Origin of the sequence: Aeromonas allosaccharophila (genome assembly GCF_016026615.1) — a bacterium.
Taxonomy (GTDB): Bacteria; Pseudomonadota; Gammaproteobacteria; order Enterobacterales; family Aeromonadaceae; genus Aeromonas; species Aeromonas allosaccharophila.
The window spans coordinates 3083026-3105023 of the sequence record NZ_CP065745.1 but is presented as its reverse complement, the minus strand read 5'-3'; the positions used below and the strand labels follow the sequence as shown (position 1 = coordinate 3105023).

Sequence of the window (21998 nt, the reverse complement as noted above, 5' to 3'; positions counted from 1 at the left end):
TCCTCTTAAAATGCGTTCTGGATCCAGGCTGGCTGGTCGCCCTCGAACGCAATCACATCGAATCGGCAGGCCTGATTGGCCTCGTTGATGGCATGTTGCTTCAAATAGTGGCGCGCTGCCAGCATGATCTTGTGCTGTTTGCTGCGGGTGACCGAACTGGCGGCCCCGCCATGGCTGCTTGTGGCCCGGTAGCGCACCTCAACAAACACCAGGGTCTGGCCCTGGTGCATGATGAGATCTATTTCACCGCCACGACAGCGGTAGTTGCGCGCTACCGGTTGCAGGCCCCGGGCCTGCAACCAGCGTTCAGCGACTTGTTCAAAGTGCTGTCCCTTGCTCGTCGGTGAGGAGAACAGGCTCGGCAACTGCTGGCGCATCCGTTTCCATAGTTCCTTCATTGGAGGGCTCCTCCAGCTGCTGAACGGCGTTCTCGTCGACCAGTTTGCCGTTCTGGTAAGTACCCCAGCTCAGCATCCGCACGATATTGCCCTGGGCATCCACGCTCAGCTGACCGCTCATGCCAGCCTGCTGAATGCCACCCACCTTGCGCATCTGCTGCAGGTTCTCTGCCAGGCTGACGGCATCGTAACCCATGGCAAACAGCCGCAGCAGGTCACCCTGGGTCTGCGGCCAGAGCAGGGCGATCTGCTCGCGCTGTTTCTCGTAGCCGCCAAGCAGCAGCGGCATATCGGCGATATGCATGCCATTGAGCTCGGAGGCGACCTCGGTGGCAGCGCTGTCGTAGCCACGGGAGCTGGTGTAGATGGGCAGGCTGCCCATCGGATTGACCGAGACATCCACGTAGGGCTTGATCATCCGGGTTTCCAGGCTGTTGGCCACCACGTAAACGGCATCGATGCTGCGCGGTGCGGCATCAGAGAGTTGCACCACTTCACCAGCACGGGCGGTAGAGCGGCCGCTCAGGGCATTCTTGACCATCCCCTGAACTTCGTTGCGGGCACCGAAGGTGGCAACGACCGGTTTATCCTGGCTCAGGGTGGCCCAGCTCTGCTCGAACGCCTTGATACTGCTGTAACCGATCCGCCCCTGAGCGGCGATCAGCAGCGGTTTGCGGTAGCCCTGTGTGTAGAGGTACTGGGCTGCCTGCGCGGCATCTGCGGCGGCAGAGAGAGAGAAGTAGTAGGTGGTATCGTTGACGATCGGCTTGTCCAGCTCGTTGAGCGCCAGCACCGGCACGCTCGGATTGGCCTTGAGCAGCTCCTCGACCCGGTCTTTCAGCAGCGGGCCGATGATCATGTCCGCCCCTTCCTGAATCGCCTGCTTGTAAAGATCGCCGGTCGACTTGCTCTGGGTGTCGTAGAAGTTCAGGGTAAATTGCCCCTGATTCTCCTTGTAGGACATCAGCATACCGTTGCGGATGGCGGCGCCCTGCGGCTCCAGATTACCGGAGAGGGGCAGCAGCACGGCGATCTGCTGTACCGAGGTGCTGGCAGTGGTAGCCAGATCGCCCAATCCTGCCGGCATATCTTTCTGAGCCGGATGGTTGGGGAAGTCGCGTTTCCAGCCTGCCAGCTGCCGCGCCAGCAGGTTCGGCTGGGCGCCAAACTCGTTGACCAGTGCCGCCAGTCGCAACCAGCCGGTAGTCACATCAGGAGCCGGTGCCTCTTCCAGTGCTTGCAGGGTGGAGGGGGTCATGCTTTTGAGCAACGACCAGATCTGCTGATGGTTGGTGGCCTGCTCGCTCTGATTGAGGTAGGGTTCCAGTGCAATCAACGACTTGGCTGCGCCAAACTTGTTGTTGATGTCGAGCTGTAGCACCACGCGCTGGCGATACCAATTCTTCTGGGTATCGGCATCCAGCACCACCTCGGGTTTGCCTTCCAGCAGGATCAGCGCCTGATTGGCGTGGCCCTGCGCCAGCAACAGATGGGCTTGCAGCAGTTGCAGCTGCGCCTTCTGGGCGGGCTCCTTGGCCTGCTTCTGCAATTGTTGGAACAGTGCCGAGGCCGGTTTGGCCTGGCCCAGCGCCAGATAGCTGCGTGCCGCCAGCATCTGCCAAGTAAAGGCTTCAGCCGGCTTGGCCGGGTCCACCTGCTCAAGATACCACTGGGCATTCTTGGTCAGATTGGAGAACGCAGAGGGCATGCCTGACTGCCCTGACGGTTGATTGGGCTCCGACGCACAGGCGGCGAGCAGTACTGCCGCGAGTATGATGCCGAAGAGTCGTGATACACTTAGCTGCTTTGTAACCCGGTTCAAGTTCATTCCCCGACCAGTGTTGAAGTTCCCCATAGTGTAAACGGGCCAATATGGCGACACAATTGTCGGGGCACTCGGAGATCCCATGAGTGACATCCCAACCCTGTATATAGTCCCCACTCCGATCGGCAATTTGGCGGACATCACCCAGCGTGCATTGGATATTTTACGCAGTGTCGATCTGGTGGCAGCAGAAGATACCCGTCATAGCGGTATCCTGCTCAGCCACTACCAAATCTCGGTGCCGACCTTCGCCCTGCACGATCACAACGAGCAGCAGAAGGCCGATGTGCTGATCGGCCGGATCAAAGAGGGCAAGAGTGTTGCGCTGGTCTCCGATGCCGGCACTCCGCTCATCAGCGACCCCGGTTATCACTTGGTCACCCGCTGTCGTGAAGCCGGGGTCAAGGTGGTGCCGCTGCCTGGCCCTTGTGCCGCCATCACCGCCCTGAGCGCCGCTGGTCTGCCCACCGATCGCTTTGCGTTTGAAGGTTTTCTGCCCGCCAAGAGCAAGGGACGCGACGATCGTCTGCAAGCGGTTATCGAAGACACCCGCTCGCTGGTGTTTTACGAGTCGCCACGCAGGGTGAAGGATACGGTGGAAGCGATTGCTCGCATTCTCGGCGAGCGCCAGGTGGTGGTGTGCCGCGAGTTGACCAAGACCTTTGAGTCGATCCACGGTCTACCAGCGTCCGAAATGCTGACCTGGCTCGGTGAGGATGACAACCGCTGCCGCGGTGAGATCGTGCTGGTGGTGGCTGGCGCCTCCAAAGATGAAGAGGATCTGCCGGCCGAGGCGATCCGCACTCTGGGGCTGCTGGTAGCCGAACTGCCACTGAAGAAAGCGGCTGCCCTGACCGCCGAGATCCACGGCGTGAAGAAAAATGCCCTCTACAAATACGGTCTCGAACACCATTGAGCCGATGAAATAGGCCAGCAGACTGTTTTCTGACCTGTGCAATCCCCCGAACCGGCAAGCATTCAGCCTGTCAACGGGGGTCAAAGCGCGATAAATGGCTGTAAACGGGAATTGCCGGTTTACCCCGTGTGTATCGCAAGGCTATAATCCGCGCTCGGAGTTGGCTGGGCAATCGCTGCTTCGTCGTTGTGTCCCTCGGGACAGACGGGCGGAGGGGAGGAAAGTCCGGGCTTCATAGGGCAGGGTGCCAGGTAACGCCTGGGGGGCGTGAGCCTACGACCAGTGCAACAGAGAGCAGACCGCCGATGGCCCGCAAGGGATCAGGTAAGGGTGAAAGGGTGCGGTAAGAGCGCACCGCGCGACTGGCAACAGTTCGTGGCACGGTAAACTCCACCCGAAGCAAGACCAAATAGGCCCCTATTGGCGCGGCCCGCGTTGGGGGCGGGTAGGTTGCTTGAGCCAGCGAGCGATTGCTGGCCTAGAGGAATGATTGCTACCCGGGGCAACCCGGTACAGAACCCGGCTTACAGGCCGACTCCGACCTCATTCCGAAGAGCCTCGCGATTTATCGCGGGGCTCTTTTTTATGCATGAGAAAATATGGCTTTGTTGGTCGGATATTTTTTGTCTCGCCATGTTGAATGAAATTATATGTTTTAAATCAGTCGAATAGTCTCGTATTTAGCGCAATGGCAGCGATAGATAGTGATAGGACACCGGATGGCTGTTCGCACCCGCATATTGTGTCTGTTCTCAGTTCATTCACTTATTTCAATTAATCACCAGAGTTTAACGCCAAATAACTTGTGGAAAATCAACCCACTCAATCCGCAGTATGCAAATGCTGCGTCAATATGTTCCCTCTGTCCCATCTCCTTGCTTGAAAAGCCCCCTGCACGTCCTTAAACTTCAACGTGGGGAAAAGTGGATCAAAGTGGTTTTTAGAGGGGCAATCTGCCTGCTCACTCACCTTCAGGGACTGCAATTTGTTGCGTGGCGCTCATGCCATCAGCCTGGACAGTAAAGGGCGGCTGGCTATTCCGACCAAATTCCGTGATTGGCTGCGCGATGAAAGCGACGGCCAGCTGGTCTGCACCATCGATATTGCCCATCCCTGTCTGCTGCTTTATCCCCTGACTGAATGGGAAGAGGTCGAGCGCAAGCTCAAGACCCTCTCCAGCATGAATCCGCAAGAGCGCCGTTTGCAGCGACTGCTGCTGGGACATGCAACCGAATGCGAGCTGGATGGCAATGGCCGTCTGCTGCTCAGTCAGCCACTGCGCAACCATGCGGGGCTGGACAAGAAAATCATGCTGGTGGGCCAGCTCAACAAGTTTGAGTTGTGGGATGAAGCCCGCTGGCAACAACAGGTCAATGACGACATCTTGGGTCTGCCCGGGGACGATTGGGCAAGCTCACCACGACTACAGGATTTCTCTTTATAAATGACCCAAGCCGCTGAACACATCACAGTGCTGCTGCACGAAGCCGTTGAAGGTCTGGCCATCAAGCCGGACGGTGTCTACGTCGACGGTACTTTTGGCCGTGGTGGTCATTCTCGTCTGATCCTGCAGCACCTTGGCCCCAATGGCCGCCTGATCGCCATCGACCGCGATCCGCAGGCGATCGCCGAAGCGGCCAAGATCCAGGATCCCCGTTTCGAAATCGTGCATGGTCCCTTCTCCGGCATCGCTTCCTATCTGGATGAGCGCGGTTTACTGGGCAAGGTGGATGGCTTCCTGCTGGATCTGGGGGTCTCTTCACCCCAGCTGGATGATGCCGAGCGCGGCTTCAGCTTCATGAAAGATGGTCCGCTCGATATGCGGATGGACCCCACTTCCGGCCAGAGCGCCGCCGAGTGGCTGGCCAAGGCCGATGTGGATGACATCGCCTGGGTGCTGAAGACCTTCGGTGAAGAGCGTTTTGCCAAGAAGATCGCCCGTGCCATCGTGCATGACCGCGTGACCGAACCTTATGTGCGTACCCGTCAACTGGCGGAGATGATTGCCCGGGTCAATCCGAGCAAGGAGAAGGGCAAGCATGCGGCAACCCGCAGCTTCCAGGCCATCCGCATCTATATCAACAGCGAGCTGGACGAGATCGAAACCGCGCTCAACGGTGCGCTGGAGGTGCTGGCACCGCACGGCCGTCTGTCGGTGATCAGCTTCCATTCGCTGGAAGACAGATTGGTGAAGCATTTTATCCGCAAGCACGAGAAGGGGCCGGAAGTGCCTTACGGCATTCCGTTGACCGAGGCTCAGCTCGCTGGCGGTCGCAAATTGAAGTCGGTCGGCAAGGCGCTCAAGCCTTCTGATCATGAAGTATCTGAAAACAGCCGGTCACGTAGCTCGGTGCTGCGCGTTGCCGAGCGGCTGGCGGAGTAAGCGATGAGCGAAGTGCGTGTTCATCTGGCCAAGGAGATCGTTGCCGATCTCTGGCGGCACAAGCTGCAGATTTTTCTGTCGGTCGCCGTGCTGGTGACCGCGTTTGCCGTGATTCTGGTGACCAACATGACCCGAGGTCTGACGGCCCAGCAGAACGATCTGATGGCAGAAGAGGATCGCCTCAATATCGAATGGCGCCATCTGCTGCTGGAGCAGGGCACCCTGGCTGAACACTCCCGGGTGGCGAGTCTGGCGATGGACAAGTTGCAGATGGGGCGTCCGCTGGTGACCACCGAGAAGGTAATTACCCAACCATGAAACGCAAGGCTACAGCCAAAGCTGCCAAAGCGACTGTCAAAGCGCCATCGATCTATCCGTGGCGCTTTCGCACGCTTGCGGTGTTTATCGGCATCGCGTTTGTGGGTCTGATCCTGCGTCTGGCCTGGATCCAGGTGATCAATCCGGATCGTCTGCGTCAGGAGGGGGACATGCGCTCCCTGCGAACCACCTCCACCCAGGCGGTGCGCGGCATGATCACCGATCGCAACGGCGAGCAGCTGGCGGTTTCGGTACCGGTCGAAGCAGTCTGGGCCGATCCCAAGACCGTCCACGAATCCGGTGCCATCAATAATGAGCGAGCCTGGCTGGCGCTCTCCGCCGTGCTCAAGCTAGACATCAATACCCTCAAACACCGCATTGCCAACCCCAGCAAGCGCTTCGTCTATCTGCAGCGTCAGGTGACCCCTGCCGTGGCGGAATATATCAAGGGGCTCAAGCTGGGTGGCATTTACCTGCGTCCCGAAGCGCGCCGCTTCTACCCGACCGGCGAGATCAGCGCCCATCTGGTGGGGGTGACCAATATCGATGGCAGCGGTATTGAAGGGATTGAGCGCAGCTACAACGAGTGGCTGACTGCGACGCCCGGCGAGATGCGGGTGCGCAAGGATCGTCAGGGACGAGTCATCGAGCGACTTGGCCTCGTCAAAGAGGGCAAGAACGCCAACGATCTGCAACTCAGTATCGATCAGCGGGTGCAGGCGCTGGCCTACCGCGCGCTCAAGCGGGCAACCGACGAGAACAAGGCGACCTCCGGCTCCATGGTGATGCTGGATATCAAGACCGGTGAAGTGCTGGCCATGGTCAACACCCCCTCCTACAACCCGAACAACCGCGGCCAGTACCAGAGCTTCCGGGTGCGCAACCGGGTGGTGACCGATACCTACGAGCCGGGTTCTACCATCAAACCATTGATTTTGCTCAGTGCCTTGCAGGCTGGCGTGACCAGCTGGAAAGACACCATTCAGGGCGGGCCGCTCTTTATCGGGGCAAAGCAGATCAAGGACGTCAGTATCCACAAGGCGACCAACCTCTACGACATCCTGCGCTACTCCTCCAACATCGGTATGTCGCGCATCGCGCTGCGGATGCCGGCGCAGGAGATGATCAACACCCTCAGCATGTTCGGTTTCGGGATGGATACCGGCAGCGGGCTGATGGGCGAGAGCAGCGGCATGCTGCCCCAGCGTCGTCGCTGGTCCGATATCGAGCGGGCGACCCTCTCGTTCGGTTATGGCCTGCGGGTCACTCCGCTGCAGCTGGCTTCCGCCTATGCCACCCTGGCCAACAAGGGCAAACGGGTGCCGCTCTCTATCGTCAAGGTGACCACGCCGCCCAAGGGTGAGCAGGTGATCGACCACAACAACGCCTCTGCCATGTTGCAGGCGCTCGAGTATGTGGTCGACAACGCCATTCCGAAAGCCAAGATCCCGGGCTATCGGGTCGGCGGCAAGAGTGGTACCGCCAAGGTCGCCGTCGCCGGTGGCTACGGCAAGGATTACATGGCCTGGTTTGCCGGTTTCGCACCCGCCAGTGATCCCCGTTTCGTTATGGTGGTGGTGATCAACGAGCCAAAAGGCAGCGCCTATTATGGCGGCGCCGTGGCGACCCCGCCGTTTGCAGAGGCCATGGGCGGGGTGCTGCAGCTCTTCAATATTCGTCCCGATGCGGTGCCGCCAGTGGTGCCCACCAAACTTGCCCGTACGGAGGCCTCTCTTGTCCCGCGCACTTGATGTATTACTGCGCCCCTTCGGTATCCAGGCGCCGGCGCTCACCCTGACCGATATCCAGCTGGATAGTCGGCGGGTCGGCCGCGGCTCGCTCTTCGTGGCCATTCGTGGTCATCAGGTGGATGGCAGACGGTTTATCGAAAAGGCGGTGGCTCAGGGAGCGACCGCTGTTGTGTTTGAGGAGGATGGTGAATTTATCGCGCCAGCGGTTTCCGTTCCCTGTATCGGGATGCGGGATCTGCCCGTTCACCTCTCTGCGCTCTCCGGCTATTTCTACGACCAGCCAGCAAAAAAACTGGCTTTGGTCGGGATCACCGGCACCAACGGCAAGAGCACCACCGCGCTGCTGGTCGCCAACTGGCGCACCCTGCTGGGTGGCAAGGCCGGCGTGATGGGCACCATCGGCAACGGCCTGTTTGGCCATCTGATCGAAGCGGAAAACACCACCGGCAGCGCCGTGCAGGTACAAGCCAATCTGGCGGCCCTGCAAGAGCAGGGGGCGGATCTGGTGGCGATGGAGGTCTCCAGCCACGGTCTGGTGCAGCACCGTGTCGCCGCGCTGCCGTTTGCCGCCGCTGTCTTCACCAACCTGAGCCGGGATCACCTCGACTATCACGGCACCATGGAAGCCTATGGCGCCGCCAAGGAGCAGTTGCTGCAACTGGTCGATGAGTCGAATGCGGTGATCAACCAGGATGACGAGTTGGGTGCCAGGTGGCTCGAAAAATACCCGGCTGCGGTGGCCTTCAGTGTGGATGGCCCGATTGAACACCATTCTGGTCGTCAATTAACGGCGCAGCAGCTCGATTTTCACCAGCAAGGTTTTCGCGCGCAGATTAACTCCAGCTGGGGGAATGGTGTATTATCCGCCCCCTTGCTCGGGCGCTTCAACGTCAGCAATGTGCTGGCCGCGATGGGCGTGATGCTGGTGCTCGGTTACGACTTCCACGAGCTGCTGGCGACTGCGCCTCAATTGCAGCCGGTGACCGGTCGCATGGAGTGTTTTGGCGGTGGCGATACGCCGCTGGCGGTGGTCGATTACGCCCACACCCCGGATGCGCTGGAAAAGGCATTGCAGGCCCTGCGGGTGCACTGCACAGGCCAGCTCTGGTGTCTGGTCGGCTGTGGTGGCGACCGCGATCGCGGCAAGCGCCCCATGATGGCGGCCATGGCCGAACAGTATGCGGATCGCGTGATCCTGACCGACGACAATCCCCGTACCGAGGAGCCGGCCCGGATCATGGCCGACATGGTGGCGGGGCTTCGCGATCCTGCTGCGGTGCAGGTGGAGCACGACCGGGTCAAGGCGATTGCGCTGGCCATCGGTCAGGCGAGCAAACAGGACATCATCCTGGTGGCCGGTAAGGGCCACGAGGATTATCAGATCATTGGAACCGACAAGCGGCACTACAGCGACCGGGAAACCGTCGCGGCCGCCTTGCACACATTATTGGAGTCATTCACATGATGACCCTCAGGCTTGCCGAGCTGGCGCAGGTACTCGATGCCCGTCTGATTGGTGACGATGGCGAGATCACCGTCGTCAGTACCGACACCCGCACTCTGGGCGCGGGTGCCCTGTTCGTTGCCCTGCGCGGCGAGCGCTTCGATGCCCATGATTTTTGTGAGCAGGCCGTTCAGGCAGGGGCCTCTGCCCTGCTGGTCGAGCGCGAGCTGCCGCTGGCCATCCCCCAGCTGGTGGTGGCCGACAGCCTCAAGGGGCTGGGCCGACTCGGCAAGCTGGTGCGCGAGCGCATCAATCCGAAAGTGCTGGCCATTACCGGCAGTTGTGGCAAGACCACGGTGAAGGAGATGGCGACCGCCATCCTGCGCAACGAAGGGGAGGTGCTGGCCACCGCTGGCAACTTCAACAACGAGGTGGGCGTGCCGCTCACCCTGCTGCGCCTCGAGCCGCAGCACAAGTTTGCGGTGATGGAGCTGGGTGCCAACCATCCTGGCGAAATCGCCTGGACTACTTCACTGGCCAAACCCGATGCCGCCATCATCAACAACGTGGCGGCGGCCCATCTGGAGGGCTTCGGCTCGCTGGAAGGGGTGTTCCACGCCAAGAGCGAAATTTTTGAGGGGTTGAGCGAGGGTGGCACCGCCATCGTCAATGCCGACAACGAATTCTGGCCGAAGTGGCGGGAGCGCGGCATTCAGTGCGCTTTCTCTATCGAAGATCAGAGCCAGCCGTTCCACGCGCGCGACATGGCGCTCAACGAGCAAGGCTGCGCCGAGTTCGTGATGGTGACCCCGCAGGGCGAGCTGAGCCTGACTCTGGCGATCCCGGGTCGCCACAACGTGGCGAATGCGCTGGCTGCCGCCGCGGGCTGTCTGGCCCTCGGCGCATCCCTCGCTTGTGTCAAAGCGGGGCTGGAGCAGATGGCGCCGGTCAAGGGACGCTTCTGCGTCCAGCGCTGGGGCGGTCTGACCCTGGTGGATGATACCTACAATGCCAGCGTGGAATCCGTGCTGGCGGGCATCGATACCCTGACCGCCATGGGTGGCTTCAAGGTGCTGGTGTTCGGTGATATGCGGGAACTGGGTGAGGAGTCTGCCGAGCAACACGCCCGGGTTGGCCGTCATGCCCGCGAGCGCGGCCTGGATGCCGTGCTGACAGTGGGGGAACAGAGTCGCCACACCGCAGATGCCGCGGCGGGCCGACATTTCGATAACAAGGCATCGTTGTTTGAAGTGCTTGCGCAAATGATAAATACACATCAGGAAATTTCGATTCTGGTCAAGGGGGCCCGTGGCTCCCGCATGGAAGATATCGTCGAGATGGTCAAAGGCCATCAGGAGTCAGCCACATGCTAGTCTGGCTGGCTGAACTGCTCACCCCGCACTTCACCTTCTTCAACGTCTTCTCCTACCTGACGTTTCGCGCCATCCTGTCGATTATCACCGGACTGGGGGTTGCCCTCTGGATGGGGCCGCGCTTGATCCGCCGCCTGCAGATCCTGAAATTCGGCCAAGTGATCCGCAACGACGGTCCCGAGTCCCACCTCAGCAAGCGGGGCACCCCGACCATGGGTGGCCTGATGATCATTGCTGCGATCTTCACGTCTGTACTGCTCTGGTGCCGCCTCGACAACCCCTATGTCTGGCTGGTGCTGTTTGTGCTCGGAGCCTACGGCGCCATCGGCTTTGCCGACGACTACCTCAAGGTGGTGCGCAAGAATACCGACGGTCTGATCGCACGCTGGAAGTACTTCTGGCAATCCGCGGTAGCGCTCGCGGTGGCGGTGTTCCTCTATGCGACTGCAACCCATGAGGGGCAGACCCAGCTGGTGGTGCCTTTCCTCAAGGATGTGATGCCGCAGCTTGGCCTGATGTTTATCGTGCTGACTTACTTTGTCATCGTCGGCACCTCCAACGCGGTCAACCTGACCGACGGTCTTGACGGCCTGGCCATCATGCCGACCGTGATGGTGGCAGGGGGCTTTGCCCTGATCGCCTGGGCCACCGGTAACGTCAACTTTGCCAACTACCTGCACATTCCCTACGTGCCCTATACCTCCGAGCTGGTGATCGTCTGTACTGCCATCGTCGGGGCGGGTCTGGGCTTCCTCTGGTTCAACACCTATCCGGCCCAGGTCTTCATGGGGGACGTTGGTTCCCTGGCACTGGGCGGCGCGCTTGGCACCATCGCCGTGCTGGTCCGTCAGGAGTTCCTGCTGGTGATCATGGGCGGTGTCTTCGTGATGGAGACCGTCTCGGTGATCCTGCAGGTGGGTTCATACAAACTGCGCGGCGTGCGGATCTTCCGCATGGCGCCGATCCATCACCACTACGAGAAGAAGGGCTGGCCGGAGCCGCGCGTCATCGTGCGCTTCTGGATCATCACCCTCGTGCTGGTGCTGCTGGGTCTTGCCACCCTGAAGGTGAGGTAAGACCATGGTCATCATCATCGGATTGGGCAAAACCGGACTCTCCTGTGTCGATTACTTCCTCGGCCGTGGCGTCACGCCACTGGTGATGGATACCCGCGCCAACCCGCCCGGCAAGGATCAACTGCCGCCGGAAGTGGAGTTGATCCATGGGCTCGACGAGGCGCTGCTCAAGCAGGCGCACATGATCGTCGCGAGCCCGGGTATCGCGCTGGCGACCCCCGAACTGAAAGCCGCCGCCGAGCGTGGCGTGCAGATCATCGGGGATATCGAGCTGTTTGTCCGCGAGACCCAGACCCCGGTCATCGCCATCACCGGCTCCAACGGCAAGAGCACCGTCACTACCCTGGTGGGCGAGATGATTGCCGAGGCGGGACTCAATGTCGGAGTGGGCGGTAATATCGGTACACCGGCGCTGGAGTTGCTCAAGCATCCGATGGATCTCTGCGTGCTGGAGCTCTCCAGCTTCCAGCTCGAGACCACCTACAGCCTGCGTGCTGCCGCCTCCGTGGTGCTGAACCTCTCCGAAGATCACATGGATCGCTATCAGGGCATGGCCGACTATCGCGCCGCCAAGATGGAGATCCATCAGCACTCCAAACACATTCTGGTCAATCGCGACGATGCCCAGACCCTGCCCGATGTGGGTCAGGTGTGGCAGAGCTTTGGCCTCGACTGCAATGGTTACGGCCGCTGCCTGCTGGATGGCCGCTACTGGCTGACCCTGCACGGCGAACCGCTGCTGGCGGTGGACGAGATGAAGATCGTCGGCGCCCACAATCAGGCCAATGCGCTGGCCGCCATGGCGCTGTGCGATGCGGTCGGCATTCCCCGCGCTGCCCAGCTCACCGTGCTGCGCCGCTTTGAAGGCTTGCCCCATCGCGCTCGCTTCGTGCGCGAGGTGAACGGGGTACGCTGGATCAACGACTCCAAGGCTACCAACGTGGGAGCCACGCTGGCTGCCGTTGCCGGTGTGCGCGAGTCGGTCAAGGGGCGCCTGTTGCTGCTGGCCGGTGGTCAGGGCAAGGGGCAGGATTTTGGCCCGATCCAGGCGCTGCTGGGCAACCGGATCGATCACATGTACTGCTTCGGTCAGGATGCCGAGGTGCTGCTGGCACTGGGCGAGCAGACCGAACGGGTGGCCGACTTGGCCGCTGCGGTTGCCAAGGCGGCGGCCGATGCCCGGCCCGGTGACTGGGTGCTGCTGGCGCCAGCCTGTGCCAGCCTCGATCAGTTCAAGTCGTTCGAGGTGCGCGGCGATCGTTTCACCGAGATGGTGCTGGCACTATGAACGCCCTTCGCGCAGCAGCAGGTCTGTTCCAGCGCTGGTTGTTACCAGCGCGTCCTGCCGGTCTCTACGATCGGCAGCTGGTACTGCTGGCGCTCTCCCTGATGGCGGTCGGGGTGGTCATCGTGGCCTCGGCGTCGATCCCCGAAGGGATTGCGCTGGGAGATGACCCCTTCATGTTTGTGAAGCGTCACGCCCTGTTTCTGGTGATGGCGCTCGGTATCTCCTGGTTTGTGTTGCAGGTGCCGATGGCGCGCTGGCAACAGCACAACGGCCCCATGCTGCTGCTGGCGATCTTGATGCTGGTGCTGGTGCTGCTGGTCGGTCGCAACGTCAACGGTGCGGTGCGCTGGTTGCCGCTCGGCCCCTTCAACCTGCAGCCTGCGGAATTTGGCAAGCTGGCGCTGTTTGTCTATCTGGCCGGTTATCTGGTGCGGCGCCAGAGCGAAGTGCGCGAAGCCTGGATCGGCTTCCTGAAACCGCTGGCGGTGTTCGGGGTGCTGGCAGTCTTGCTGCTGTTGCAGCCTGACCTGGGTTCCACCGTGGTGATGTTCGTTACCTCGTTTGGCATGCTGTTTCTGGCCGGTGCCCGACTGGGGCAGTTTTTGACCCTGATCGGCGCGGGCCTCGGCTCGGTGGTGATGCTGATCATCGTCGAGCCCTACCGGATGCGGCGGGTGACCTCCTTTATGGATCCCTGGGCCGATCCGTTCGGCAGTGGCTACCAGTTGACCCAGTCGCTGATGGCGTTTGGCCGTGGCAGCTGGTTTGGCGAAGGGCTTGGTAACTCCATCCAGAAGATGGAGTACCTGCCGGAAGCGCACACCGACTTCGTGTTTGCGATCCTCGGCGAAGAGCTGGGTTACGTCGGGGTGCTGGGCGCCCTGTTCCTGATTTTTGCGCTGGCGATCAAGGCGCTCAAGCTGGGGCATCGCGCGCTGGTGGCAGAGCGGCTCTATGACGGCTATCTGGCCATCGGCATCGGCATCTGGTTCAGCTTCCAGACCTTCGTCAACGTTGGCGCGGCCAGCGGCATGATGCCGACCAAGGGCTTGACCCTACCGCTGGTCAGTTACGGTGGCTCCAGTCTCATCATCATGGCGGTGGCGGTGAGCATGTTGATTCGAATCGATTTTGAGTTGCGTCAGGCGACAGCCCAGGCGCGCGTGCGGGAGGTTTAGTGAGCAAGACTCTGTTGGTGATGGCAGGTGGTACCGGTGGACATGTGTTCCCCGGTCTGGCCGTGGCCGATCGCCTGAAGGCCCAGGGCTGGACTGTCCACTGGCTCGGCACTGCCGACCGGATGGAGGCGGAGCTGGTGCCCGCCCACGGTTATCCCATCTCCTTCATCGATATTCAGGGAGTGCGTGGTAACGGCATCAAGCGACTGCTGGTGGCGCCCTATCGCATCGTCAAATCGATCCTGCAGGCACGTCAGGTACTCAAGACCGTTCGCCCTGACGTGGTGCTCGGTATGGGCGGTTTTGCCTCTGGCCCGGGTGGCGTGGCGGCCTGGTTCTCCGGCATCCCGTTGTTGCTCCATGAGCAGAATGCTGCTGCCGGCATGACCAACAAGCTGCTGGCGCGTATCGCCAGGCGGGTGCTGATGGCATTTCCGGGCGCCTTCGCGCCGAGCCGTCGCACTGCAGTGGTCGGTAATCCGGTGCGTCCCGAAGTGGTCGCCCTGCCGGATCCGCAACTGCGCAGTGGAGCCGAGCCACTGCATCTGCTGATCGTCGGTGGCAGTCTGGGTGCCCGGGTGCTCAACGAGCAAGTACCTGCTGCGGTGGCGGCTGCCGGTGTGCCCATTGAGGTGCGTCACCAGTGTGGCAAGGGCAATGCCGAGGCTGTCTCTGCTGCCTATGCCCAACACGGCATCAATGGCGAGGTGAGCGAATTTATCAAGGATATGGCCAGCGCCTACGCCTGGGCCGACCTGGTGGTCTGCCGTGCCGGTGCCCTGACCGTTTCCGAAGTGGCTGCCGCCGGTGTGGCTGCCATTTTCGTGCCGCTGCCCCATGCGGTGGATGATCACCAGACCCGTAACGCCCTGACCCTGGTCGACGGCGGTGCGGCCGAGTTCTTGCCCCAGTCCGAGCTGAATACCGCCTCACTGGCGGCGCGCCTGACCTGGCTGGCTGGCCGCCGGGAGACCCTGTTTAACATGGCGAAAGCGGCTCGCCGCGTCGCCATTACCGATGCGGCCGAGCGGGTTGCCGATGAGTGCAAACAGCTCGCAACCGGGCAGAGTGGTAAAGATTGATGAGCAAGGTTGCAGCGGTGACACCGTGCAGCCTTGTACCTGTATGTATTGATGCCGCTGTGCGGCCGCGTTTTGACGGCACATGGCCTGCGGCAGACTAAAGAGACGATTATGACCAAGGTTGAACTGGCAAAACTGCGTACTGTGATCCCCGAAATGCGCCGCGTGCGTCGCATCCACTTTATCGGTATCGGTGGTGCCGGTATGGGCGGGATCGCCGAAGTGCTTGCCAACGAAGGGTATCAGGTAACGGGTTCTGATCTGGCTCGCAACGCCGTGACCGAACGGTTGGCCGGACTGGGCGCGCACATCTTTGTCGGTCACAGTGCCGAACATGTCGAGGGTGCCAGCGTGGTGGTGGTCTCTACCGCCATCAAGCAGGACAACCCTGAGCTGCTGGCTGCCCGCGAATTGCGGATCCCGGTCGTGCGCCGCGCCGAGATGCTGGCCGAGCTGATGCGTTTCCGTCACGGCATCGCCATCGCCGGTACCCACGGCAAGACCACCACCACCAGTCTGGTGGCGAGCATCTATGCCGAAGCCGACCGCGACCCGACCTTCGTTATCGGTGGCCTGCTCAACAGTGCCGGCACCAATGCCCGTCTGGGCAGCAGCCGCTACCTGATTGCCGAGGCGGACGAGAGCGACGCCTCTTTCCTGCATCTGCAGCCGATGGTCTCTATCGTGACCAACATCGAAGCGGATCACATGGACACCTACGGCGGTGACTTCTCCAAGCTGAAGGCCACCTTCATCGAGTTTCTGCACAACCTGCCTTTCTACGGTCTGGCGGTGGTCTGCATCGATGATCCGGTGATCCGTGGCATGTTGCCCGAGATTGCCCGCCCGACCCTGACTTACGGTCTCTCTGACGATGCCGACGTGCAGGTGCTGGATTTTGTCCAGACCACCAACCACAGCTGCTTCCGGGTTCGCCGCAAAGAGGCTGGGGAACTGCAGGTCACCCTCAATTTGCCGGGGATTCACAACGCAATGAACGCCGCAGCGGCGATAGCTGTCGCGACTGAGGACGGTGTCAGCGATGAGGCCATCATCCGTGCGCTGGCCAAATTTGAGGGGGTCGGCCGTCGCTTCCAGCAGTATGGCGAGTTTGAAACCGGTCGCGGCAAGGCGATGCTGGTGGACGATTACGGTCACCACCCGAGTGAAGTGAAGGTCACCATCAACGCCGCCCGTGCCGGTTGGCCCGAGAAGCGTCTGGTGATGGTGTTCCAGCCGCACCGTTATACCCGCACCCGCGACCTCTACGAGGACTTCGCCGATGTGCTCTCCAAGGTAGACGTGCTGGTGATGCTGGAGGTTTATGCTGCCGGTGAGGAGCCGATCCCGGGCGCTGATGGTCGTGCGCTGTGTCGCTCCATTCGCTCGCGCGGCAACCTTGAACCCATCTTCGTCGCCACGCCAGATGACGTGCCCGCCGTGCTGGCCGACCTGATCGGCGAGGGGGATTTGGTGCTGACTCAAGGCGCCGGGAACGTCGGGGCGCTTGCCCGTCGTCTCGGAGAGATGAAATTGAGCGTAGATAGCATGAAATCTGGCGCCTGAGGGCCCAATGAGTATTTTGACCGCCAAGCCGGGGCCTATATAATGGCGAACCGGTCTGTCAAAAGGCCGGATTAGCGCGTTACACGGGGAACGATCGGGTGGAGGCAAGGGCACAGGGGCGCACCAAGGGTGGCTTCATCGCAGGCGTAGTGTTTTTCCTGCTGGTGATATGGGGCTGCTACCGGACGGCGCTGGACGTTAAAGGTTGGCTAACAGATGCCAACCGGTTGCCCATGAGCGAGCTGTTGCTGCAGGGGCAACATCAGTATTTGCAAACCGAAGAGCTGCGGATGGCCGTGCTGGATGGCGCCGAGCTGCGCAACTTCTTCGAATTGGACGTCAACGAATTGCAGGCACGGCTCAACGCCCTGCCATGGGTAGCTCAGGTCTCGGTACGAAAGAAGTGGCCGAACAAGATCAAGATCTACCTCACGGAACAAGATGTGGCGGCGCGCTGGAATGGCAATCGCTTCGTCAACACCAGGGGCACGGTCTTCAGTGCCCCGGATCGGGTCAAGACGCCGCTGTTGCAGCTGTCAGGGCCGGATGACCAGGCCGCCAGGGTGTTGAAAGAGAGTCGGCAGTACGAGTCGCAACTGGCTGCCAAGGGATACAAGTTGCTTGGGGTGAATCTGACCCCCCGCCATGCCTGGGAACTGACCCTGGATGGCAATATCAAGCTGTTCCTGGGACGCAATGACATTGCGCTCCGGCTGCAGCGGTTTATCGATGCCTTCCCGGTTATCGAACCCCGTGCGCAAGTTGCCTACGTGGATCTTCGATACGACACCGGAATGGCAGTTGGCTGGAAGAAGAGCGAAGAGAAAGTGCATGACCAACACCGCAGATAGGAATTTGATTGTCGGACTGGATATCGGCACAACCAAGGTGGCGGTTCTGGTCGGGGAAGTATTGCCGGACGGTGAACTCAACGTCATCGGTATGGGCAGTCACGCTTCCCGCGGAATGGAGAAGGGCGGGGTCAATGACCTCGACTCCGTGGTCAAGTCACTGCGCCGCGCGGTGGAAGAGGCCGAGATGATGGCCGATTGCCAGATCAGCTCGGTTTATCTGGGTTTGTCCGGCAAGCATATTGACTGCCGCAATGAGACCGGTATGGTGCCCATCTCCGATGAAGAGGTGACCCAGGAGGATGTGGACAACGTGATCCACACCGCCAAGTCGGTTCGCCTCTCCGACGAGCTGCGGGTGCTGCATGTGCTGCCTCAGGAGTTTGCCATCGATTATCAGGAAGGGATCAAGAATCCGGTTGGCCTCTCCGGTGTGCGGATGGCGGCCAAGGTTCACCTGATCACCTGCCACAACGACATGGCTCGCAACATTGAGAAATGTGTGGAGAAGGTCGGCTTGCGGGTGGATCAACTGATCTTCTCCGCGCTGGCCTCCAGCTATGCCGTGTTGACCGAAGACGAGAAAGAGCTGGGTGTCTGCGTCGTAGACATCGGTGGCGGTACCATGGACATGTCGCTGTTTACCGGCGGTGCCCTGCGCCACACCAAGGTGATCCCGTACGCTGGCAGCACTGTGACCAGCGATATCGCCTACGCCTTCGGCACGCCGCCGCTCGACGCAGAAGCGATCAAGGTGCGCTACGGCTGCGCCCTCGGCCGTCTGGTCAGCAAGGAAGACAATATTGAAGTACCCAGTGTCGGCGGTCGTCCGGCGCGCAGCCTGCAACGGCAGACACTGGCTGAAGTGATTGAGCCCCGTTACACCGAGTTGCTCTCCATGGTGAATGATGAGCTGGTGCGGGTACAGAGCGAGTTGAAAGCGCAGGGGGTCAAGCATCAGCTGGCAGCCGGTGTGGTCTTGACCGGCGGCGCTGCCCAGATTGAAGGCATTGTGGAGTGTGCAGAGCAGATCTTCCAGAGCCAGGTCCGGGTGGGAGAGCCCATGAACATACGTGGTTTGAGTGATTACGTGCAGGCACCGGTGTACTCGACTGCGGTCGGGTTGCTGCAATATGGCCGCACCCATCAAGCCACAGGTAGCAACAAAGAATATGCCGCCAAGGCAAGCGTCGGTGGCCTGGTCAAACGGGTTAGCAACTGGCTGCGTGGCGAGTTCTAAGAATTTTGCTGAGTCAGGCAAATAAAGCGGAGAGACAACATGTTTGAATTTATGGATAGCCACACTGACGAAGCCGTCATTAAAGTGATCGGTGTAGGTGGCGGCGGCGGTAACGCTGTCGAGCACATGGTTCGTCAAAATATTGAGGGTGTTGAGTTCATTACCGTCAACACCGACGCCCAGGCACTGCGTAACTCCAGCGCCAACACTACCCTGCAGATCGGCGGTGGCATCACCAAGGGTCTGGGTGCCGGCGCCAATCCGGAAGTGGGTCGTGATGCGGCCATGGAAGATCGCGAAGCGCTGCGTGAGCTGCTGACCGGTTCCGACATGGTGTTCATCGCCGCCGGTATGGGCGGTGGTACCGGTACCGGTGCTGCGCCGATCGTGGCCGAAGTGGCGCGCGAGATGGGCATCCTGACCGTTGCCGTCGTCACCAAGCCGTTCTCCTTTGAAGGGAAGAAACGGATGGGCTTCGCCGCGCACGGTATCGAAGAGCTGTCCAAAAACGTCGACTCCCTGATCACCATCCCCAACGACAAGTTGCTGAAGGTGCTGGGTCGCGGTATCTCCCTGCTGGACGCCTTCAAGGCGGCCAACGATGTACTGCTTGGCGCGGTACAGGGCATTGCCGAGCTGATCACCCGTCCGGGCTTGATTAACGTCGACTTCGCGGACGTGCGTACCGTGATGCGTGAAATGGGTACCGCCATGATGGGTACCGGTTCCGCCTCAGGTGATGACCGTGCCGAAGAAGCGGCCGAGAAAGCTATCTCCAGCCCGCTGCTGGAAGACGTGGATCTGGCCGGTGCCCGTGGCATCCTGGTCAACATCACCGCCGGTATGGACATGACCATCGAAGAGTTCGAAACCGTGGGTAACGCGGTCAAGGCCTTCGCTTCCGAGAACGCCACTGTAGTAGTGGGTACCGTAATCGATCCGGAAATGCACGACGAACTGCGTGTGACCGTGGTTGCTACCGGTATCGGTGCCGAGCGCAAGCCGGACATCACTCTGGTCAAGAGCAGCCAGGTGCAAGAGCGCCCGGTGCGTCAACCGCTGGTCAGCGACATGATGCAAGGCCGTGTGATGGACGAAGCCCCGGCCAAGGTGGTCAACGCCGAGCCGCAAGCTCGTCGCGAACCGGATTACCTGGATATTCCGGCGTTCCTGCGCAAGCAAGCTGACTAAGCCTCTTATGGCTCTTGTTTGTTTGTTGTTCAAGGAATGTGCTAAGATGGCCTGCCAACGACCATCTGGTCCGGATTTTAAGCTGTTTAGGGTACACCCATGATTAGACAAAGAACCTTGAAAACGAGTGTACAGGCGACTGGTGTCGGCCTGCATTCGGGCCGGAAAGTCACTATGACGTTCCGTCCGGCGCCTGTGAACACAGGGATCGTTTACTTGCGTACCGACCTGAATCCTGTGGTGGAGCTGCCAGCCAATGCCGATCAGGTGCGCGATACCGTGCTCTGTACCGCTCTGGTCAACGAAGCCGGTGTCCGTGTCTCTACCATTGAGCACCTCTCTGCCGCGCTGGCCGGGATGGGGATCGACAACCTCTATGTCGAGGTCGACGCGCCCGAGATCCCGGTGATGGACGGCAGTGCGCATCCCTTTATCTACCTGCTGCAGGAAGTCGGGATCCGTGAGCAGAATGCTGCCAAGCAGTTTGTGCGGATCAAGAAGAGCATCCGGGTTGAAGACGGCGACAAGTGGGCGGAATTCCACCCCTATCGCAACGGCTTCAAGATGGATCTCGAGATCGATTTCCAGCATCCGGTCTTTGAAGGGCGCAATCAGCGTTGCGTACTGGACTTCTCCGGTGCCTCCTTCGTGAAAGAGATCAGCCGTGCCCGTACCTTCGGGTTCATGCGTGATATCGAGTACCTGCGTTCCCAGAACCTGGCGCTGGGCGGAAGCCTGGAAAACGCCGTGGTACTGGACGACTATCGAGTGCTGAACGAAGACGGTTTGCGTTATGAGGACGAGTTCGTCAAGCACAAGATGCTGGACGCGATCGGTGACCTCTATATGTGTAACCGCAGCATCATCGGTGAGTTCCGTGCCTACAAGACCGGACATGCCCTGAACAACAAGCTGCTGCGTGCCTTGCTGGCCGAGCAGGAGGCTTGGGAACTGGTGACCTTCGAGGGTGAGGGCGACAAAGCGCCTATCGCTTACTACGATAACGGTCTGGTTCTGGCCTGATAGCTGTGCAACGGAACGTCGGTCCTCTCTCCGCACCGACGTTCCGTCATTTGTTTACTCCATCCTTTAATACCGATTATCTCCCGGTTTTATTTCCCGTGCAGGCTCCTGGCCGCACCTGACCGAGCAGACTTAGTTCTATGAGCATTACCCTGATCCTCCACGGCAAGCAGCGACGCAAGTTGCACCTGCCCAAACAACGTCTGGCCTGGGTCGGCGGTATTCTCTTCTCCCTGTTGGCTCTAGGTGGTGGTTGGCTCTGGCAGAGCTGGCACCAGAAAATGGAGGCGCTGGAAGTGGCGCTTGCCGTTGCCGAGCAGCAGTCCGTCGACCAGAGTGGCGACGAAGCCCGTGAACAGTTGGCAATGCTGGCTGCTCAGGTGGGCACCATGCAGGGCCAGCTTGGCCGTCTCAATGCCCTCGGCGAACGATTGACCGAGCAGGCCGATCTCGATCCCGACGAGTTCAATTTCAAAGAGCTGCCCCCGATGGGCGGCCCTTCTTATGATGAAGATCTGGAAGTGAGCCTCAACGAGCTGCAAGCCTCGATGAAACACCTCAGCCAGCAGCTCAGCAGCCGCGAAGAGCAGCTGTCGGTACTTGAATCTTTCATCATGAATCACCATATCACCGATGCCGGTTTTATTTCCGGCACGCCAGTCAAACAGGAGCGAGTTTGGGTCTCGTCCGGGTTTGGTGGACGGGTCGATCCGTTCAACGGGCGTGCCAAGATGCACAAAGGGGTCGATTTCCGTGGCAAACCCGGAACCCCGATTCTGGCCACCGGACCTGGCATTGTCAGCTGGGCGGGCCGTCATCCGGAATTTGGCAATATGGTGGAGATTAATCACGGCAATGGCCTGGTCACCCGCTATGCCCACAACTCCAAATTATTGGTCGAGGTGGGCACCCTGGTTGATCAGGGTCAGAAGATTGCCTTGATGGGACGTACCGGTCGCGCGACCGGGGTCCATCTGCATTACGAAGTGTTGAAAGACGGTCGTCAGGTCAACCCCGCACGCTTTCTCAGTGCCAGCCGGGGTTAGGTTTTTTTCTTCAGTTCCAGTGACGGAACGCTTTTATAACCAGAAATAG

The 21998-nt window shown here is 60.4% G+C and carries 19 protein-coding genes and 1 other RNA gene; 18 read left to right on the top strand and 2 right to left on the bottom strand.

Translation table 11 applies throughout. From position 1 onward, the window contains the following. Nucleotides 1–5: 5 nt before the first annotated feature. On the bottom strand, nt 6–377 hold the full coding sequence (locus tag I6G90_RS14080) for a YraN family protein (RefSeq protein WP_197931202.1): 372 nt from the start codon (nt 375–377) through the stop codon (nt 6–8). Then, a complete protein-coding gene (locus tag I6G90_RS14075) occupies nt 319–2106 on the bottom strand; it encodes a penicillin-binding protein activator (protein WP_232254361.1) in 1788 nt (595 codons plus the stop codon). Before I6G90_RS14075 ends, I6G90_RS14080 begins: the two co-directional genes overlap by 59 nt. Before the next feature lie 199 nt (nt 2107–2305). Here I6G90_RS14075 and rsmI point away from each other — a divergent pair, with 199 nt between their 5' ends. The 18 genes from rsmI to I6G90_RS13985 all read left to right on the top strand — a co-directional run bounded on the left by rsmI (nt 2306) and on the right by I6G90_RS13985 (nt 21949). Next, on the top strand, nt 2306–3139 hold the full coding sequence (rsmI, locus tag I6G90_RS14070) for a 16S rRNA (cytidine(1402)-2'-O)-methyltransferase (protein ID WP_197928006.1): 834 nt from the start codon (nt 2306–2308) through the stop codon (nt 3137–3139). 156 nt (nt 3140–3295) lie between these two features. Then, nucleotides 3296–3682: RNase P RNA component class A (gene rnpB / locus I6G90_RS14065), an RNA gene on the top strand. A gap of 442 nt (nt 3683–4124) precedes the next feature. Further along, on the top strand, nt 4125–4583 hold the full coding sequence (gene mraZ, locus I6G90_RS14060) for a division/cell wall cluster transcriptional repressor MraZ (RefSeq protein WP_042655670.1): 459 nt from the start codon (nt 4125–4127) through the stop codon (nt 4581–4583). Further along, on the top strand, nt 4584–5522 hold the full coding sequence (gene rsmH, locus I6G90_RS14055; RefSeq protein WP_005336168.1) for a 16S rRNA (cytosine(1402)-N(4))-methyltransferase RsmH: 939 nt from the start codon (nt 4584–4586) through the stop codon (nt 5520–5522). Between the two features lie 3 nt (nt 5523–5525). Further along, a complete protein-coding gene (gene ftsL, locus I6G90_RS14050; RefSeq protein ID WP_042058665.1) occupies nt 5526–5840 on the top strand; it encodes a cell division protein FtsL in 315 nt (104 codons plus the stop codon). Beyond that, a complete protein-coding gene (locus I6G90_RS14045; RefSeq protein WP_139406669.1) occupies nt 5837–7591 on the top strand; it encodes a penicillin-binding transpeptidase domain-containing protein in 1755 nt (584 codons plus the stop codon). The genes ftsL and I6G90_RS14045 overlap by 4 nt, the downstream gene beginning before the upstream one ends. Then, complete coding sequence (gene murE, locus I6G90_RS14040) at nt 7524–9056, top strand: UDP-N-acetylmuramoyl-L-alanyl-D-glutamate--2,6-diaminopimelate ligase (RefSeq protein WP_197928004.1); 1533 nt, start codon at nt 7524–7526, stop codon at nt 9054–9056. The genes I6G90_RS14045 and murE overlap by 68 nt, the downstream gene beginning before the upstream one ends. After that, the gene (locus tag I6G90_RS14035; RefSeq protein WP_197928002.1) at nt 9053–10408 is read left to right on the top strand and encodes a UDP-N-acetylmuramoyl-tripeptide--D-alanyl-D-alanine ligase; all 1356 of its coding nucleotides are present in this window, start codon (nt 9053–9055) and stop codon (nt 10406–10408) included. Before murE ends, I6G90_RS14035 begins: the two co-directional genes overlap by 4 nt. Continuing rightward, nucleotides 10402–11484, top strand: a complete 1083-nt coding sequence (mraY, locus tag I6G90_RS14030; protein WP_005355120.1) for a phospho-N-acetylmuramoyl-pentapeptide-transferase — start codon at nt 10402–10404, stop codon at nt 11482–11484. Before I6G90_RS14035 ends, mraY begins: the two co-directional genes overlap by 7 nt. 4 nt (nt 11485–11488) lie before the next feature. After that, the gene (gene murD / locus I6G90_RS14025; RefSeq protein ID WP_197928000.1) at nt 11489–12772 is read left to right on the top strand and encodes a UDP-N-acetylmuramoyl-L-alanine--D-glutamate ligase; all 1284 of its coding nucleotides are present in this window, start codon (nt 11489–11491) and stop codon (nt 12770–12772) included. Then, nucleotides 12769–13950, top strand: a complete 1182-nt coding sequence (gene ftsW, locus I6G90_RS14020; protein ID WP_042058675.1) for a cell division protein FtsW — start codon at nt 12769–12771, stop codon at nt 13948–13950. Before murD ends, ftsW begins: the two co-directional genes overlap by 4 nt. Then, nucleotides 13950–15032: an undecaprenyldiphospho-muramoylpentapeptide beta-N-acetylglucosaminyltransferase gene (gene murG / locus I6G90_RS14015; protein WP_182938392.1), complete on the top strand. Its 1083-nt coding sequence runs from the start codon at nt 13950–13952 to the stop codon at nt 15030–15032. Before ftsW ends, murG begins: the two co-directional genes overlap by 1 nt. Nucleotides 15033–15143: 111 nt before the next feature. Beyond that, a complete protein-coding gene (murC, locus tag I6G90_RS14010) occupies nt 15144–16598 on the top strand; it encodes a UDP-N-acetylmuramate--L-alanine ligase (RefSeq protein ID WP_197927998.1) in 1455 nt (484 codons plus the stop codon). 98 nt (nt 16599–16696) lie between these two features. Further along, nucleotides 16697–17449 carry a cell division protein FtsQ/DivIB gene (locus I6G90_RS14005; RefSeq protein ID WP_042655677.1) on the top strand — a complete coding sequence of 251 codons (753 nt, stop codon included), beginning with the start codon at nt 16697–16699 and terminating at the stop codon, nt 17447–17449. Continuing rightward, nucleotides 17430–18689 carry a cell division protein FtsA gene (gene ftsA, locus I6G90_RS14000; RefSeq protein WP_005336148.1) on the top strand — a complete coding sequence of 420 codons (1260 nt, stop codon included), beginning with the start codon at nt 17430–17432 and terminating at the stop codon, nt 18687–18689. The genes I6G90_RS14005 and ftsA overlap by 20 nt, the downstream gene beginning before the upstream one ends. A gap of 39 nt (nt 18690–18728) precedes the next feature. Further along, entirely contained in the window at nt 18729–19880 is a 1152-nt protein-coding gene (gene ftsZ, locus I6G90_RS13995; protein WP_005336147.1) for a cell division protein FtsZ, read from the top strand. Between the two features lie 99 nt (nt 19881–19979). After that, complete coding sequence (gene lpxC / locus I6G90_RS13990) at nt 19980–20903, top strand: UDP-3-O-acyl-N-acetylglucosamine deacetylase (RefSeq protein ID WP_005336146.1); 924 nt, start codon at nt 19980–19982, stop codon at nt 20901–20903. Nucleotides 20904–21043: 140 nt separating this feature from the next. Then, the gene (locus tag I6G90_RS13985; RefSeq protein WP_163127649.1) at nt 21044–21949 is read left to right on the top strand and encodes a M23 family metallopeptidase; all 906 of its coding nucleotides are present in this window, start codon (nt 21044–21046) and stop codon (nt 21947–21949) included. Nucleotides 21950–21998: the final 49 nt, after the last annotated feature.

Bases quoted from the DNA above. Each gene is read 5' to 3' on its own strand.
- I6G90_RS14035 (WP_197928002.1), top strand. From the start codon at position 9,053: ATGATGACCCTCAGGCTTGCCGAGCTGGCGCAGGTACTCGATGCCCGT.
- I6G90_RS14080 (WP_197931202.1), bottom strand. From the start codon at position 377: ATGCGCCAGCAGTTGCCGAGCCTGTTCTCCTCACCGACGAGCAAGGGA.
- rsmI (WP_197928006.1), top strand. From the start codon at position 2,306: ATGAGTGACATCCCAACCCTGTATATAGTCCCCACTCCGATCGGCAAT.
- murE (WP_197928004.1), top strand. From the start codon at position 7,524: ATGCGGTGCCGCCAGTGGTGCCCACCAAACTTGCCCGTACGGAGGCCT.
- I6G90_RS14045 (WP_139406669.1), top strand. From the start codon at position 5,837: ATGAAACGCAAGGCTACAGCCAAAGCTGCCAAAGCGACTGTCAAAGCG.
- ftsW (WP_042058675.1), top strand. From the start codon at position 12,769: ATGAACGCCCTTCGCGCAGCAGCAGGTCTGTTCCAGCGCTGGTTGTTA.
- rsmH (WP_005336168.1), top strand. From the start codon at position 4,584: ATGACCCAAGCCGCTGAACACATCACAGTGCTGCTGCACGAAGCCGTT.
- ftsL (WP_042058665.1), top strand. From the start codon at position 5,526: ATGAGCGAAGTGCGTGTTCATCTGGCCAAGGAGATCGTTGCCGATCTC.
- ftsZ (WP_005336147.1), top strand. From the start codon at position 18,729: ATGTTTGAATTTATGGATAGCCACACTGACGAAGCCGTCATTAAAGTG.
- lpxC (WP_005336146.1), top strand. From the start codon at position 19,980: ATGATTAGACAAAGAACCTTGAAAACGAGTGTACAGGCGACTGGTGTC.
- I6G90_RS13985 (WP_163127649.1), top strand. From the start codon at position 21,044: ATGAGCATTACCCTGATCCTCCACGGCAAGCAGCGACGCAAGTTGCAC.
- I6G90_RS14075 (WP_232254361.1), bottom strand. From the start codon at position 2,106: ATGCCCTCTGCGTTCTCCAATCTGACCAAGAATGCCCAGTGGTATCTT.
- mraY (WP_005355120.1), top strand. From the start codon at position 10,402: ATGCTAGTCTGGCTGGCTGAACTGCTCACCCCGCACTTCACCTTCTTC.
- ftsA (WP_005336148.1), top strand. From the start codon at position 17,430: ATGACCAACACCGCAGATAGGAATTTGATTGTCGGACTGGATATCGGC.
- murC (WP_197927998.1), top strand. From the start codon at position 15,144: ATGACCAAGGTTGAACTGGCAAAACTGCGTACTGTGATCCCCGAAATG.
- murD (WP_197928000.1), top strand. From the start codon at position 11,489: ATGGTCATCATCATCGGATTGGGCAAAACCGGACTCTCCTGTGTCGAT.